General features: G+C 72.9%; 14 protein-coding genes. 12 read left to right on the top strand and 2 right to left on the bottom strand.

Translation table 11 applies throughout. The features are described 5' to 3' along the window. Positions 1-282: 282 nt before the first annotated feature. A complete protein-coding gene (locus RM812_RS09380) occupies positions 283-984 on the top strand; it encodes a bleomycin resistance protein (RefSeq protein ID WP_311571955.1) in 702 nt (233 codons plus the stop codon). A 111-nt stretch (positions 985-1095) separates the two neighbouring features. Here RM812_RS09380 and RM812_RS09375 read toward each other — a convergent pair whose 3' ends face one another. After that, positions 1096-1491 (bottom strand): histidine kinase, encoded by a 396-nt coding sequence (locus RM812_RS09375; protein WP_311571954.1) that lies wholly within the window; start codon positions 1489-1491, stop codon positions 1096-1098. 719 nt (positions 1492-2210) lie between these two features. On the opposite strand from RM812_RS09375, the gene RM812_RS09370 reads away from it, so the two are divergent. The 3 genes from RM812_RS09370 to RM812_RS09360 all read left to right on the top strand — a co-directional run bounded on the left by RM812_RS09370 (position 2211) and on the right by RM812_RS09360 (position 5600). Continuing rightward, positions 2211-4343: a cellulose binding domain-containing protein gene (locus RM812_RS09370; protein WP_311571953.1), complete on the top strand. Its 2133-nt coding sequence runs from the start codon at positions 2211-2213 to the stop codon at positions 4341-4343. A 304-nt stretch (positions 4344-4647) separates the two neighbouring features. After that, positions 4648-5136, top strand: a complete 489-nt coding sequence (locus RM812_RS09365; protein ID WP_311571952.1) for a GNAT family N-acetyltransferase — start codon at positions 4648-4650, stop codon at positions 5134-5136. Between the two features lie 257 nt (positions 5137-5393). After that, positions 5394-5600 carry a hypothetical protein gene (locus RM812_RS09360; protein WP_311571951.1) on the top strand — a complete coding sequence of 69 codons (207 nt, stop codon included), beginning with the start codon at positions 5394-5396 and terminating at the stop codon, positions 5598-5600. A gap of 654 nt (positions 5601-6254) precedes the next feature. Here RM812_RS09360 and RM812_RS09355 read toward each other — a convergent pair. Beyond that, complete coding sequence (locus RM812_RS09355; RefSeq protein WP_311571950.1) at positions 6255-7454, bottom strand: YncE family protein; 1200 nt, start codon at positions 7452-7454, stop codon at positions 6255-6257. A 95-nt stretch (positions 7455-7549) separates the two neighbouring features. On the opposite strand from RM812_RS09355, the gene RM812_RS09350 reads away from it, so the two are divergent. The 8 genes from RM812_RS09350 (at position 7550) to RM812_RS09315 (ending at position 15594) form a co-directional block, all read left to right on the top strand. Next, positions 7550-8527: an ABC transporter substrate-binding protein gene (locus RM812_RS09350; protein WP_311571949.1), complete on the top strand. Its 978-nt coding sequence runs from the start codon at positions 7550-7552 to the stop codon at positions 8525-8527. Between the two features lie 104 nt (positions 8528-8631). Beyond that, the gene (locus RM812_RS09345) at positions 8632-9777 is read left to right on the top strand and encodes a FecCD family ABC transporter permease (protein ID WP_311572088.1); all 1146 of its coding nucleotides are present in this window, start codon (positions 8632-8634) and stop codon (positions 9775-9777) included. After that, complete coding sequence (locus RM812_RS09340; RefSeq protein ID WP_311571948.1) at positions 9774-10781, top strand: FecCD family ABC transporter permease; 1008 nt, start codon at positions 9774-9776, stop codon at positions 10779-10781. The genes RM812_RS09345 and RM812_RS09340 overlap by 4 nt, the downstream gene beginning before the upstream one ends. A gap of 20 nt (positions 10782-10801) precedes the next feature. Next, the gene (locus RM812_RS09335) at positions 10802-11623 is read left to right on the top strand and encodes an ABC transporter ATP-binding protein (protein WP_311571947.1); all 822 of its coding nucleotides are present in this window, start codon (positions 10802-10804) and stop codon (positions 11621-11623) included. Between the two features lie 57 nt (positions 11624-11680). After that, the gene (gene amiA, locus RM812_RS09330) at positions 11681-11794 is read left to right on the top strand and encodes a streptamidine family RiPP (protein ID WP_311571946.1); all 114 of its coding nucleotides are present in this window, start codon (positions 11681-11683) and stop codon (positions 11792-11794) included. 91 nt (positions 11795-11885) lie between these two features. Further along, a complete protein-coding gene (locus tag RM812_RS09325) occupies positions 11886-12740 on the top strand; it encodes a hypothetical protein (protein WP_311571945.1) in 855 nt (284 codons plus the stop codon). Then, positions 12737-14218 carry a CocE/NonD family hydrolase gene (locus RM812_RS09320; RefSeq protein WP_311571944.1) on the top strand — a complete coding sequence of 494 codons (1482 nt, stop codon included), beginning with the start codon at positions 12737-12739 and terminating at the stop codon, positions 14216-14218. The genes RM812_RS09325 and RM812_RS09320 overlap by 4 nt, the downstream gene beginning before the upstream one ends. Next, entirely contained in the window at positions 14215-15594 is a 1380-nt protein-coding gene (locus tag RM812_RS09315; RefSeq protein ID WP_311571943.1) for a YcaO-like family protein, read from the top strand. The genes RM812_RS09320 and RM812_RS09315 overlap by 4 nt, the downstream gene beginning before the upstream one ends. Positions 15595-15602: the final 8 nt, after the last annotated feature.

Below are 15602 nucleotides of genomic sequence, written 5' to 3'. Positions count from 1 at the left end.
TGTCTGATATCGATGCTTGCAGATGGAGGGTATATGCGCAAAGGAGCTGAATGATCTCAGTCTGATCGAGTTTGCTTGGTCCTGGCCACACCGCATGGGCTGCTGCCACGGCCGGCGAACCGGCCCCGTCCTGCGCACCGTGCGCTCCAGCGCCGTCGTCGCCGCCACCACCGTCACGGTGACCGCGGTCCTCACTACCAGGGTGTCACTCGAAGCGGACGCCGCCCGGGGCGGTCCCGCCAAAAACCGCCCCCGCTATTCAACTTTGACTAGACTGTCGGCATGGAGGAGAAGACGATCCCGATCCTGCCCTGCCGGACCATCCAGCCTGTTCTCGACTTCTACACCGCCCTCGGGTTCAAGGTGACATTCCAGCAGAAGAGTCCCAATCCGTACGCAGTCGTGGAGCGTGGTGGCATTCAGCTCCACTTCTTCGGGATGAAGCAGTACGAGCCGGCCGAGTCATACAGCACCTGCTACGTCCATACCGATGACGTCGATGGGCTGCACGAGGTCTTCCGGGCCAGGCTCAAGGCGGAGTACGGGAGAATCCCGACCCGCGGACTGCCGCGCATCGGGCCGCTGAATGACACGTCGCACGGCGTGCGGCAGTTCCTCGTGACCGACCCGGGCGGCAACTGCCTCCGCATCGGGCAGCGGACGAGCCAGGACCAGCACCACCGGCCCGCGCCCAAGGAAACCTTTGCCCGAGCACTCCACCACGCATCCCTGCTCGCGGACTCGAAAGAGGACCCCGCGAGCGCCGCGAAGATCATCGATCGGGTGCTGCGCCTCGAGGACGAGCGGCCCACGCCCGTGCAGTTGCTTCGCCTCCTCGTGCTGCGTGCGGATGTCGCCGGGCGCCTCGGTGACGAAGAGACCGCGAGGTCCGCGCTCGACCAGGCCACCGCAGTCCATCTCACCGCCCAGGAGCGGGAGTCGGTCGCTGACGACCTCGAGCGTCTCAAGGAGCTGGGGGTGTGAGGCTGTTGTGAAAGTGCTGGACACAGCGACTCGTTGAGGTCTGTGACCAGCAGGTCGCCTCGTGTCGGACGGCGAGCTTGTCGTACCCCGTGGCCACGGCACGGTGGCGTCTCAGCCGCGACCTGGCTCGGTCGGCAGGACGTCCCGGGCATCGCGCACGCCGATCAGCATGACGGTGACCGAATGGGCGACGATGTCGTGGAGCTCGCGGGCGAGGGAGGTGCGTTCCCGCTGTGCCGGGGCCTGGTCGTGCTGCTCGCGCTCGCGTTCCAGGGGGGCCGCGCGATCCTCCAGCGCCCGGACCTTGTGGGAGGCCCCGCGTCTCGGCGAGTGCCTGCGGGCGGGAACCGTCGCCCAGGCGTGGCGCGGGCCGGCCGGCGTGTCTGGTCGCCCAGTCCGGTGGTCCCCGGCCCCTGCCGTACCCTTCGGCTCGTCCAGCGCCTTCACGGCCCGTTCCCAGCCACCGTGCAGCGCCTTCGGCAGGGCCGCCTCCACCGCGGTGTCCACCCTCCGGCGTCGTGTCGTCGACGAACTCCGGCTCCCCGTCGCTCCGGTGCGCCCGCAGCTGTGGAACTCCCGGTGCACGTCCCGCATGAACTCGAGGAAGCTCGCGTGCCGTCCGGGTGAATCGGCAAGCCGGCTCGCCCACGTGCATGCACGGCCCACTCGCTGTCCTCGTCCACTTCCTCGGGACCCAACAGGACATAGGGCGTCGGACTCGACGTCGGGCTGCAGCCCGAGCCGTCGGATGTCCGCCTCCCGCCGCTCCTCGGGTCCAGCGTCCTCGTCGGGCCGCCGAGTAGGGGCCTGCCGGCCGATTCACGAACTGGCTTCGCGGAGACCGCTTCGTGGTCCGACAGCAGGCGGTCAGTCGCCGACGGATGAAGGCTGTGCCGCGGCGAGTGGCGGAGCGCGGTGCTTCCGCTTCCTCGCCGGACAGCGCGTGGCCGGCTCGTCCGCCCGTGCGACGTCGGCTTCGTGGCGCCGGGTGGGGGCGCGGGGCGGTACTGAGATTGTCCCATGCGTTGACAGGGCGTCACACTCCTCCCATTCTGGGAGCGCTCCCACAGGCTTCGCCCTGCCCGTGCACGACCGCACCGCATGCACGCCCCGTTCGCTGTGTCGTCGGCGCGGAACACGTCGCCGCGCCCCGGTACTCCGCCCGTCCGGCCGCACGGGCCCGGCACCCGCCGCCCCGTGCCTCCGGGCCCCGAGGGAGGACTCCCATGCCGTTGTCGTCAAGGACCGGTCGCACGGCCGGTGGCGGCCCCCGCCGCCTCGTACGCTCCGCCGCCGCCCTGGCCGCGGCACTCGCCCTGCTGTCGCCGCTCGGTGCCCCCGGCATCGCGTCCGCCGCCGGGGGCGAAGAGCCCGTCGCCGACGTCGACGTCCGGGTCAACACCCAGGCGTCGTTGGGCCGCGTCCCCGCCACCGCCCGAGGAGTCAACGCCGCCGTCTGGGACGCGCACATGAACGACCCCGAGGTCGCCGCACTGATGAAGGCGGCCGACGTCGGCGCGATGCGCTACCCCGGCGGCTCGTACGCGGACATCTACCACTGGGAGACGCACACGGCGCCCGGTGGGTACGTCGCTCCCGGCACCGGCTTCGACGCCTTCATGGGCACCGTCCGCGCCGCCGGCGCCCAGCCGATCCTGATCGCCAACTACGGCTCCGGCACGCCCGAGGAGGCCGCCGGCTGGGTGCGGTACGCGAACGTCACCAAGGGCTACGGCGCGCGTTACTGGGAGATCGGCAACGAGATATACGGCAACGGCCACTACGGCAGCGGCTGGGAGCACGACGACCACGAGGACAAGAGCCCCCGCGAGTACGCCCGCCAGGTCCGTGCCTACGCCGAGGCCATGAAGGCCGTCGACCCGGCCGTCAGGATCGGCGCCGTCCTCACCACCCCCGGACATTGGCCGGACGGCGTCGTCGGCGAGGGCGACGCGGGCGACTGGAACAACACCGTGCTCTCCGAAGTCACCGACGTCATCGACTTCGTGAGCGTCCACTGGTACGCGGGCGGCGCCGACACCACCGCCGAGAACGCCATGGACCGACTCACCGGACTGCCCGGCGAACTGCGGGAGGTGCGCAACCAGATCGACCGCCACGCGGGTGCCGACTCGTCGCGCATCGGCATCGCCCTCACCGAGATCAACACCAACACCGGTGGCGCGCTGCTCACCGCCCGCCCCAACGGGCTGTTCGCCGCCGACGCGTTCATGACGGCCCTGGAGAACGGCGTCTTCACCGTCGACTGGTGGAACACCCACAACGGGGTGGGCCGGATCACCACCGTCGACGGCGAGACCGACTACGGCGACATGGGCATGCTGTCCAGCGGTGCCTGTGCCGGAGACGTCTGTGAACCGGCACCGAACACCCCGTTCCACCCGTACTACGGCATGAAGATGACCAGTGAACTGGGCACCGCCGGCGACACCCTGGTCGCCACGTCCTCGTCCGCCCAGGACGTCTCCGCACACGCCGTGCACCGCCGCGACGGGCGCCTGAGCGTGCTGCTCATCAACAAGGACCCAGGCTCCGCGCACACCGTCGGCCTCGACTACGAGGGCTTCACCCCGTCCGCCGCCGCACCCGAGGTCAGTCGGTACGCGCGCGGCGACGCCGACATCACCCACGTCGACGACGGCACGGCGTCCGCGTCCGGGGTCACCGTGCCGCCCCTGGGCATGCTCACCGTCACCCTCACCCCGCGGGCCGGCACCGGGCCCGGCGCCTCCGCCGCCGGAGCGCCGGCTGCGCCGCGTACGGAGGCGATCACCGACACCACGGCCCGTCTTTCCTGGGAGGGCGCGCCGGGCGCCGCGCGCTACCTGGTCCAGGAGCGAGACGGTGCGCACACCTGGCTGGTCGGTGAGACCACCGGGACGTCCGTGACCCTGCCGAACCTCCCTCCGGGCAGCACCCACACGGTCAACGTCCTGGCGGCCGACTCGGCCGGCCGGCTCTCCGCACCGTCCGGCCCGCTGACGTTCACCACCACGGCCCCGGCGAACGCCGTGTGCGCGGTGACCTACCACCGGGACACGAGCTGGGGCAACGGCTTCGTGACCACGGTGACCGTCCGGAACCTGTCGGACACCCCGATCACCGGGTGGACCGTCGACTGGGAGTGGCCGACCGACCGCCAGTCGGTGTCCTCCGGCTGGAACGCCGCCTTCGACCAATCCGGCCGCCGTGCACGGGCGACCGCGCCCGACGGCGCCCCGCCACTCGCCCCGAACGGTGGGTCGACGGCCTCGTTCGGCTTCGTCGGCGCGAACGACGGCCCCAACCCGGACCCGACGGTGTTCCGCCTGAACGGCACCGTCTGCTCGGGCGGCTGATCACCGGCCCGCCCGGCCCCTCTCGGAGCGGCCGGGCGGGCGGTCGGCGAGATCCCCGCGCCCGACCGGTGCGGGGGCGCGGCGGGGTCGGGCCGGGGAGCGCCTCAGGCCAGGGCGGCGCCGACGTGGGCGGGGCCGGCCGGCGCGCCGGTGCAGGAGGTGGACGTCGTGCAGGTCGTGGCCCTGATCGGACGAGTTGTCGTACCACTCGACGGTGGTCCCGACGAGGCTGGCGGCGACGATGCGCTTCCCGCTCCTCCGCCCCGCCGCAGGAAGGCACTCCCCGGTGCGCAATACTCTCGCGATGAGTTCACGCACTTCCCCGACCAGCCGGCCGATCACGGTACGGAGGGCCGTCGCGCGGGATGCCAAACGGCTCACGCGGCTCGTGCGTGGCTCAGGCGCCTACGAGGGCAAGTACGCGGCCGCAGTCGCGGGCTACCGGGTCGGTCCTGATTACATCGAGGCCCACCGCGCCTTCGTAGCCGTCGGCGCCGACGAGCACGGAGGCCGGGTCCTCGGGTTCTACTCGCTCGTCCTCACTCCACCGGAGCTCGACCTGCTGTTCGTCGCCGACGAAGCGCAAGGACGGGGTATCGGACTACTGCTCGTCGCGCACATGCAGTCCGAGGCCCGTGCCGCCGGGCTCGACCGTGTCAAGGTCGTGTCGCATCTTCCTGCCGAGGGCTTCTACCACCGCGTCGGTGCGGTGCGGACCGGGACCGCGCTCGCGAACCCGCCCGCTGTGCCGTGGGACCGTCCCGAATTCGAGTTCCGCATTCCTTCGGAATGACGCGGTGTGCCGGTTCGCAGGGCACCGGCCTCGCCTGCATGGTGGCCGGCATGCAGGGGCCGTCGGCCGTCGGGCGGTGCGCGACGCCCTGATGGACATCAGTCCCGCGGGCTCGGGGCCGGGGCACCTGGGAGCACCATGCCGGTGAGATCGCCGAAGCGCTGAGCTGCACGGTGTTCCGGCTGCTGTGCCGGTGGACGGAGGGCTGAGCCGTTTGCCCCCGGGGGCCGCAGGGGACCCGTCCGGCACAGGAGGTGATGATCGTGCCCGAGCCTGGAAGCAAGAAGTACGACACCCGGCGCGCACGGCTGCGCAAGGAGGCGGAGCGGTTGGGCGTCACCGATCAGGACGCCAACGAGGCGGCCAACGAGACGCTCCAGAGCGATCCCGACTGGCAGAGCCGGGGCCCGCGCACCGAACGCGGCCGGGGGCCGAAGGGCGAACGTCCGGAGAACGCCGACTGACCGGCACAGCCACGCATCCGACTGGCGAACCCGCCACTGCTCGACGCAGTGGCGGGTTCTGCATGCCGGCCCTGGGCGTCTCGGGCGGGGATGGGGGTGGTGTGGTGCCCCTCCGACGTCGGTGCAGACGGATGCACGGCAGCCGTTGCCGATCGAGCAGTACGGTCATGCCGGGTCGGGTGTGAGGACCGGTTCCCACGGTCGGCGGCGCGGTGGCGACCGCGGCCGGGGCGGGAAGTACCGGGCCCCGGCGGAAGCGGCCGGCGATGGCAGAGCCGTATGCCCTGGTACACCCGACGGGTCACGCCGCCCCGCGCTCGCGCTCGCTGCCGGTACTTGTACAGCCGGACCGAGTTGTTGTTCGCGCTGTGTGCCGGATCTGTCCGCGCCGCCCCAGAAGCAGGTGTCGACGCCGTCAGGGTCCGCGGCGTTGGTCTCCGGGTTGACCTTCCGCCGCAGGAAGCCGCCGCCCTGTGCCTGGATGTACTTGCCGTCCGTGCCGACCCGGTCGGTGGAGCCGTCGGGCGTCGTTGCCGGACACTGACACTGCGGCAGCCGGTCGAGACGACGGCGTGGTGTCCTGACGCCGACCGGTCCGCAGGCGGGCCTGGCGGCTGTTCCGGGTGTCTGGACCGTTCCGGACCGGACACGTCGTCACCGGCCCACGGGATCACCCTCGGCACCGTCGTTCCGGCTGCGCAGTGCCAGGTGGCCGCCGTGATGCAGCGCTGTACTCAGCCGCAGACGGGTCGCCTCGTGGCCCGTCCCCGCGTCGATGATGTGCACCTCGCCGTGGCCACCCCGGGTGACGGCGATCCAGTCGGAGCCCGGAGAGGCGGCCACCGCTCGGCGCTGGACGCCCTCCCAGGGGGTGCCGCCGCGACGCGGAGCACCCTCCATGGCGGGCAGCGGGAAGCGGCGGACGGTGTCGTCGGCGCTCAGGAGGACCAGTTCGTCGCCGTCGGGGTGGATACGAGTGAAGGCGGTGTGGCGCCGTGCGAGGGCCAGCCGGAAGACGAGTCCGGGGCCGAGTTCCGTGCGGAACGTGCGGCCCGTCCGCAGGTCGTGGCGCCATGCGTGGTTGGTCCACTCCGGCCACCGCAGCGGGTCCGGGTCACCGCCGCGCAGCGTGGTCCACAGCGCCTGCCGACGGGTGTCGAGCCGGAGGTACCAGCCCCGGGCGGGTGATCCCCACGGAATGACCTCATCGGCGGCGAGTGTGTCGCCCTTCCTCCGGGCCCGGTGCACCCCTTCGCTCGTGGCCGCGAACACGTGTCCCGCGCCGGGCGCCTGCGCGTCCCCGTGTCCGTCGTCCGGCAGCGGCAGGAGTGCGTGAGGTGTGACGGGAGGGCAGCCGGGGGGAGTCGCGAGGAGATCCGCGAACCGGTGGACGGCCAGCGCACCGGGCTCCCGGTGGCGCAGCACCACCAGAGGATCGCCGCCGCCGAGCACGGTCACGCCCGGCTCGCCGACGCGCGTGCGTACCCTCGTGGCCTCTCCGGTGGCCAGGTCGAGGACCGTCAGCAGGTCCGACCACGGCTCCGTGTTCTTGCCCAGCCCGGTGGTGAGGGCCAGTCGGCGACCGGACGGGTCACAGGCGAGGTGCTCGGCCGGAACGGCGACCGGGACCGTACGTTCCACGAGCTTGTCCGCGAACGGATCGAGTACCAGCAGTTCCCCTCGGCGGTCGTCGACGCAGGCCACCTGCCCTCCCGGTAGCGCCAGGAACCCGGCGTGCTCGGAGAGATGACGGCCGGTGAGGCGTCCTACGACGGCGCCGTCCGGCACGGTCAGCACGTGTACGGATCCGTCCACGTGGTCGGAGACGAGCAGGACGGGAGCGGCAGCCGGCATGGGTCCTCCAGAAACGGTCCGGTCTGGGTCTGGTGAAAACGATTATCATGTATCTTCAGTGCGTTCCCGGTACCTGAGAAGAAGCGAGGGCATCGATGCTGCGCTCACCGTCGAGATTCGTCCGCAGTTGGATCACCGCAGTGGTGGTGGGTTCCGTCCTGGTCGGCTGCGGCTCGTCGTCCGAAGAACCCGCGAGTGCCAAGGCCGAGCGCGCGGCGAAGACCGAGGTCACCGTCGAACCCATCAAGGCGTCGGCGGAGTTGACCGACACGAACGGCGTCAAGGTCTCTCTGAAGAAGGAACCGGAGCGTATCGTCTGCCTGTTCGGGCTCTGCGACGACATCCTGACCGAACTGGGGATCGTCCCGGCGGCCACCAACAGCGCGCTGCTGGCCCACCCGGGCTTCCTGGGGGAGGAGAAGGCCAAGGAGGTCGACGTCATCCCCGGGGGGTTCATCGCCCCGGAGGTGGAGGCGATCCTCTCCCACAAGCCCGATCTCGTGATCGGGCTGGGTGACACCCACGGCAAGCTCGCCCCGGCGCTCAAGGGGGCGACCACGTTCTGGGCCATGCAGCCCGAGACGTGGGAGGACAGTGTGGGGTACCTGCGCGACGTCGCCGCGCTCACCGGCCGCACCGCCGAGGGGGAGAAGGCCGAGAGGACCTTCCGGACCAGGCTCGCCACGGCCGAGAAGGCCCCGAGCGAGAAGACCGCTCTCATCATCTACGGCGGTGACGAGAACTTCGGCGTCGCGACCCCGGAGGGCGACGTGACCGCCAGCCTGTTCCCCAAGCTCGCCGACTACCCGTGGAAGTCGCGTGGCGTGGAGGGCAGTTACAGCCTCGAGGAGATCCTCGCCCAGGGCGTCGACGTGCTGTTCGTCGAGACGATGAGCTTCGGCGACGCGGACGGCAGGCTCTCGGAGAAGCTGGCCGGGAACCCTCTCTGGGGCAAGATCCCGGCCGTGCGGAACGGAGACGTCCACGAGGTGAACTCAGAGGTGTGGGCCAAGGGACGCGGAACCCGTTCCCTGGGCATCGTCCTCGACGAGGCCACGGCCGCGCTGCGGTGAGGACCTCCCTCTCGGCGCCCGCCGCGGCGGACCGCACCGCTGCGGGCGGACTGCGGCCGTCGCGCGGCACACGAACGTGGCAACCCTTCCTGGTGGGCGTACTGCTGGCCGCCTCCTCGGGCTGCGCGCTCAGCCTCGGCACCCCCTACGTTCCCCCGCACCGGCTGATCGCCGTGGTGCTGGACGGCGACACCACCCTCGCCGGGATCGTCGTCACCGAACTCCGCGTGCCCCGCCTGGTGCTGGCGCTCGTCGCCGGATCCTGTCTGGGGGCGGCCGGACTGGTGCTCCAGGAGGCGCTGCGCAATCCCCTGGCGGTGCCGGAGATGCTGGGCGTGTCGTCCGGGGCCGCGCTGGGGGTGGCCGCGCCGCTGGTGCTGACCCTGTCCCTGCCCGCCGCCGTCCAGCCTCTGCTGGCCATCGGCGGAGCCGCGCTCGGCGGCGGGCTCACGCTCCTCGCCGCCGGGCTGGGCCGCAGTCCGTCCGCCGTACTGCTCACCGGGGCCGCGGTCGCGGCCGCGTTGCAGGCCGCGCTGCTCGTCCTGATGGTCATGGCCGACCAGCTCGACCTCCAGCTCATCTACCGCTACCTGCTCGGCTCCCTCTCCGCCCGGACCTGGGACGACGTGACGGGCCTGTGGCCGTGGCTGCTCGTCTCCGTCCCCGCCCTCGTGCTGTGCGCGCCGGTGCTGTCGGTGATGCGGCTGGGCGACGAGGATGCCGAGGCGCTCGGCGTGCGTGCGCATCGCGCGCGACTGGCCGCGCTGGCCATCGCCGTGGTGCTGATCGCCCCGGTGACGGCCGTGTGCGGGCCCGTCGCGTGGGTGGGCTTCCTCGCCCCGCACCTGGCCCGTTGGTTCGATCCCACGGCGGGGGCGGTGCGCCGGCTTCCGTGGTCCGCCGCCTGGGGGGCCGTCGTCGTGACGGTCGCCGATGTCCCGGCCCGGCTGGCGCTGGCGCCCGTCGAGACACCGGCCGGTGCCTGGACGGCCCTGCTGGGGGTGCCGGCCGGGATCGCGCTGATGCGCTCGGGCGGCCGCGGCCGGGTGGCCCGGCGCGGGCCGGCCGCCTCGACTGCCGTGCGCAAGCCGCTGCACGGACCGCGGAGACCGGCTTCCGGTGCGGCGGGCCAAGACCCTCGTGCCGGGGCGTCCGACAACGCCCACCGGGACGACGAGCCCGGGCACGGCGCGTCCAGCGGTGCCTGCCCGCCCCCGTCGACGGCGACCCGGACGGAGGACGTGCGGTGACCCGGCGTTTCACGGCCCTCGCGGCGCTGGCCGTCGTGTGCGCCGGCGTGGAACTGGTGGCCGGGCGGGGCATGTCCCCGGGCGTGGCCTGGGACGTCCTGAACGGCGGCGGTGACGCGACGGAGCGCCACATCCTCTTCCAACTGCGCTTTCCCAGACTCCTGGTGGCCCTCGGCGCGGGCGCCTGCCTGGCCGTGGCGGGGCTGGTCCTGCAGTCCGCCCTGCGCAACCCCCTTGCCGGGCCGGAGGTGACGGGCGTGACCCCGGGGGCGGTGCTCGGCGCCGTCACCGCCACAGCCCTGGGACTCGCCGGGTGGGACTCACCCCTGGCCGTGGTCCTCGCCGCCTGCGCGGGCGGGTGCGCCGGAGCGGCGCTGCTGTGGCTGCTCGCCGGCCGTGGGTCGGGTGATGCCGCGCAGACCGCCGTACACGGGGTGCTGGTGTCGGCGGTGCTCGGCGGGCTCACCGCCATGGTGCTGCTCGTGGAGCCGGGCGAACTGGGCAGTGTCGTCCAGTGGCTGGTGGGCACGACGGAGGGCCGGGTGTGGCAGCACTGGCACCTGCTGTGGCCGTGGGCGCTCGTCTGGGGGATCGCGGCCTGGCTGCTGTCCGGGCCGTTGACCCTGCTGCGCTGCGGGGACGACATCGCTCTCGCCGCCGGCCTCTCCGCTCGCCGGGCCCGGACCCTGGCCCTGCTGTGCGCGGTGGCGCTGACGGCGGGCGCGGTGGCCGCCGTCGGGGCGCTGGGCTTCGTGGGACTGCTCGTCCCGCACCTGGCCGTGGCGCTCTTCGGTGCGGACCTGCGGACGAGCCTTCCGGGCGCCGCGCTGGTGGGCGGGGTCGTGGTGTGCGGGGCCGACGCGGCGGCGCAGTTGTCCTCGCGGCTGCTGGCGACGGCGCTGGACTCCGGACGGCTCACGCTGCCGGTCGGCGCGCTCACCGCCTGCCTCGGCGCCGCGTTGCTGCTGGTCGTCGTACGCCGCAGGCCGACCCGTACGTTCTGAAGTCGACTTAAGGACAGAGCATGACCGAGTCCGTGGGGATCCACGTCGAGGGGGTCCACTTCGGTTACCCCGGACGACCCGTGCTGCGGGGCGTCGACATGACCGTCCGGCCGGGCGAACTGACCGCTCTCATCGGCCTGAACGGCTGCGGCAAGTCGACCCTGCTGCGGCTGGCCGCCGGGCTGCTGCAGCCCCGCGAAGGGCGCGTGCTGCTCGGTGGGGACGACCTCGCCCGGCTCTCGCGGCGCGCCACGGCCCGGAGGGTGGCGCTGTTGCACCAGTCCGCCCCGGCCGTCCCGGGCATGACGGTCGGTCACCTCGTCCGTCAGGGCCGGTACGCGGCACGCGGTCCTCTGGGCATGCTGCGCGAGGGCGACGACCCCGTCGTGCACCGGGCGCTGCGGGACGTCGGGGTGGAGGAATGGGCCGACCGCGACGTCGACGCGCTGTCCGGCGGCGAGCGGCAGCGGGTCCGGCTCGCGATGGCGCTCGCGCAGGACACCCGCGTCCTGCTCCTCGACGAGCCGACCACCTACCTGGACCTGCACCACCAACTCGACGTGCTGCAGACCGTGGTCCGCCTCCGCGAGGAGCGCGGGCTCACCGTGGTGATGGTGGTGCACGACCTGGCCCACGCCGCCCGGTTCGCCGAACGCATCGTCGCCCTGCGGGAAGGCCGCGTGGTGGCCGACGGAACGCCGAAGGAAGTCGTGACACCGGGGTTGCTGGCCGACGTGCTGAAGGTGGCCGGCCGGGTCGGCCAGGACCCCGAGGGGGGCTGGCCGGTGTGTTATCCAGATCACCCCCTTCCCTCTCTAGAATATGAAAATCAGATTCACTAAGCTGCCGTTGCGGCGCTCATCCGAACGTCGTATCTCCCTGGCTATGAAGGAGAGTTCATGGACAACGAGCAGGTCTTCGCGCCGATCACCGACCCGGGTCAGCTGGCGCACGACTCGGCCTCCCACTCCAACGCACTCGTCGAGAACCCCTTCGACGACACCGAGGAGTAAGCGAGGGCCCAGCCACCCTCGACCGTGGGCCCGCCCGATGCCTTCCGGGCGGGCCCACTCCCGTTCCAGTCCCGCCGTCAGGAGGATCGCCGTGTCCCACAGCCGACTCGCCCCCGGTGCCGAGGTCGTCGCCGTGCCCGGGCGAGGGCTCGCCGTCCGCACCCCGGAAGGGGAGTTCCTCAGCGTCAGGACGGGAGGTGCGGACGAAGACGTCCTGCTCTCCCTGCTCACGGGCCTCACCACGACCCCCGTGGACGAGGAAGTCGCGCGTGTCGTCGCGGCGTTCGAAAAGGCCGGTTACCTGGCGGAACAACCGCTGCGCGCGCAGTGGCCCGTCGCCCGCCGGGACATCCGGCTCCTCGGCGACCCGGTACTGACCGAACCACTCGCCGTGCAACTGGCCGCTCTGGGCGCGAGGCCGTTCACGACTCGGGCCGTGACCGCCTCCGACAGCTCACCGGGGGGCATCGAAGACCTGCTCGACGGGAACCCCTCCGCCGTCGTGTGGTGTCTCGACGGACCCGTACCCGACGGGCTGTGGGACAACGCCGACGGGCTGCCCGAGCACGACGTCGCGTGGCTGCGCTGCCATCGCGAGGGCTGGCAGGCGTACGTCGAACCGGTGGCCGCCGCTCCCGGAGACGTCACCTCGGCGCACGTCCGGTCCCGCCGGCTCGCCGCCACACCCGCCCACCGCGAACTGGCCGCGTACTGGAGCGGACCCCGTACCACCGGAACGCCGGTCCGGCTCGCCCCTCCCGCCGCCACCCTGCTCGCGGCACTGCTCGCGGACAGCCTCCACCGGTGGGCCACCGACGCCCCCGACGTGGCCGGCATTCCGGCACGGCGCCGACTCCGATGTGTGGACCTGCGCACGCTGATCGTCACCGAGCACCCCGTCCTCCCGGTACCCGACGTCGCACCGATGCCGAAGAAGGGCGCATGACGGCGTTCACCACGGCTGTGGGGCAACTCGCCACCGACGTCCGTCTCCCGGCCGGCGACGGACCCTTCCCGTCCGTCCTCGTCCGCACCCCGTACGACCGGACACGGCACCGGGCCGAGGCACGCGGCTGGGCCCACCGCGGGTTCGCCGCCGTCGTCCAGGACGTGCGCGGCCGGTTCGCGTCGCCGGGGGAGTGGCACCCTTACGCGGACGAGGCCGCCGACGGAGCGGCGACCGTGCGCTGGATCCGACGGCAGCCGTGGAGCGACGGCCGGCTGGTGGCCGTCGGCGCCTCCTACGCGGCCCACTGCGCCCTCGTCCTCGCCCTCGACGTACCCGAGGAGTCACGGCCCGACGCCGTCATCGCCGCCGTGCCCGCCCTCGGCGCGGCAGAAACGGCGCGCGAGGCGTCCGGCGTGGAACGGCTGCTGTCCCGCGTCGGATGGTGGGCCGCCCACGGTGACCGGAGGGACTCCGACGAGAACGCGCTGGACAAGGCCCTCGCCGCCGACCCCGGACTCCTCACCCACCTGCCGCTCACCGGCCTCCCCGAACGGCTGGGCCGCCCGCTGCCCTCCTGGACGGATCTCTGGCGGTCCCGCGACCGAGGCCGTCTCGTCTCACGGGCCGCGCACGCCGCCGTGCCCCTGCTCGCGGTGGGCGGCCACCACGACCATTTCGCCGAGGACACGGTCGCGCTGTGGCGCGCCTGGGCCGGACCCTCGGCCCGGATGCTGCTGGGCCCCTGGGGGCACGGTCTCGTCACCGCGCCCGGAGCCGACGCCGGCCCGGCCCACCGGGTGAACCTCGGCGAGCTGTACGTGCGCTGGGCCCGCCGCGCCCTGACCGGCGAACTCGCCCCCGGCCGCCACGGCGCACAGGGGCTGGGCGGCGCCGACCTGTGGCTGCCCGCCGACACGAACGGCGAACCGCGCACACGACGGCCACGGTTGCTGCGCGGCTCAGCCTTCACCGCCGACCCCGACCGGGCCGTCCGCTCCGACGACCTGACCGTCCCCACCGACGGCCCGCCCGACCGCTGCCTGCTGGTCACGCCCCCGTCGCCGCGTCCCCTCGACGTGGTCGGACCCGTGCGGGTACGGCTGCGGGCCATCGCCCACACGCCGTCCGCCGACTGGGCCGCCCGGCTCGTGGCCCTCACTCCGGAAGGGACCGCCGAGCGACTGGCCGTCGGTGTCGTCCGGCACGACGGACCAGCACTCCGCGAAACCGAGTTCACCGTCGAGCTCGGCCGGCTCGCGCGTCGGCTGCGGGCCGGCACCCGGCTGCGCCTGGAGATCGCCGGGCACCACTTCCCGGCCCACGCCCGGAACCCCCACACCGGGGGCGACCCGGCGACGGCCGTCCGGCTGTTCGCCTCCCGGCGTGAGGTCGATCCGGACAGCGTGGTGCTGACGCTGCCCGTGCTTGCCTCCCGTCCCTCCCCCATCGAGCCCACCGAGGAGATCCTGCGATGACGGCGCTGCCAGTGGAAGCACTCGTCGACCCGGTCTGCGGCATCGTCCGCAAGGTCAAGCCCGTCGAGCACCCCCCGGGCACCCCACCCCGCTACACCGCGCTCACCGCCGAGATATCCGACGCCCGCAGACTCGGACTGTGGCCGGCCGACCGGGTCTCCCTCGGCACGACGTTCGGCGACCCCGACCAGGCCCGCATCGCCGCGATAGCCGAGGGGACAGAGCGGTACTGCGGCAACCGCGTGCCGCCGCCCGGCCATCCCGACGCCCCCGTGCGCGCCACCGCCGCCGAACTGGCGGAGAAGGGCCTGCGTCTGTACGGCCCAGGGGACCTGCCCGCGTACGCCGACTGGCAGTACGCCCGTGAGAAGTTCCCCTACCGACCCTTCACCCCCGACACCCCGGCCCTGTGGACGCGCGGCACCGAGCGGCTGCCCGGCGGACGGACGAGCGAGGTCTGGGCCCCCGTCGCGCTCACCCACCTCAACTGGCGCCAGGGCGAACTGCGCGAGCTGCCCCGCACCCACCACCTCAACTACGCGGGCATAGCCACCGGACAGGGACTCGACGACGCCGCCGAACGCGGCCTGCTGGAGATCGTCGAGCGCGACGCCCTGGAACTGTGGTGGCACCTCGACGGACCCACCCGCGGCATCGACCCGGCCGACGTGCCGGGCCTCGCCGACGACCTGGCCGGCTCCGCCCTCGACGTCCACATCGTCGAGATGCCCTCGGAGTTCGCCCCCTGCATGGCCGCGCTCGTGCACGACCCGCGCCTCGGCCTGTACGCCGCCGGGTTCGCCGCCAAGTACGACCCGGCCGAAGCCGCCCGCAAGGCCGTCCTGGAAGCCGTGCACACCTGGGTCTTCACCCAGGGCCTGACGGACCCCGACGGCTGGGTGTTCCAGGCCGTGGAGGCCGGGCTGCTGGCCCGCGGGCTCTATCTGGAGCACCGCACCGACGGCCGCTATCTCGACGCGTGCGGCGAGCAGTTCGAGCATGTGCGGGACCTGGGTGCGCACGTGCAGGTGTGGCTGGACGGGCGGATGGCGGCCGAGGCCCGGCGATTCACCGCGCCCACGCTCGGGACCGCGTCGCTGGACGAGGTCGAGCCCGGCAGCCGCGATCGACTGGAGCGCGCGCTGATCGCGGGCGGCCACCGCGTCATGACGTTCGACCTGACCACCGAGGACGTCGCCGAGACATCCCTGCGGGTGGCCAGGGTCCTCGTCTCCGGGCTCCTCCCCAACGCACCCGCCGCCTTCGGCTACTTCGGCTGCCCGCGCCTCGCCGAGTCCGCCGTCGCGCGGGGATGGCGCACCACCTCGCCGAGCGCGCCGGAGGACTTCACGCTGGCGCCTCCGCCGCACATGTGAGGAGCACC

The organism is Streptomyces lancefieldiae, assembly GCF_031845825.1.
Taxonomy (GTDB): Bacteria; Actinomycetota; Actinomycetes; order Streptomycetales; family Streptomycetaceae; genus Streptomyces; species Streptomyces lancefieldiae.
Note: the sequence above shows the minus strand (reverse complement) of the source record. Positions and strands in the feature narration are given on the sequence as shown.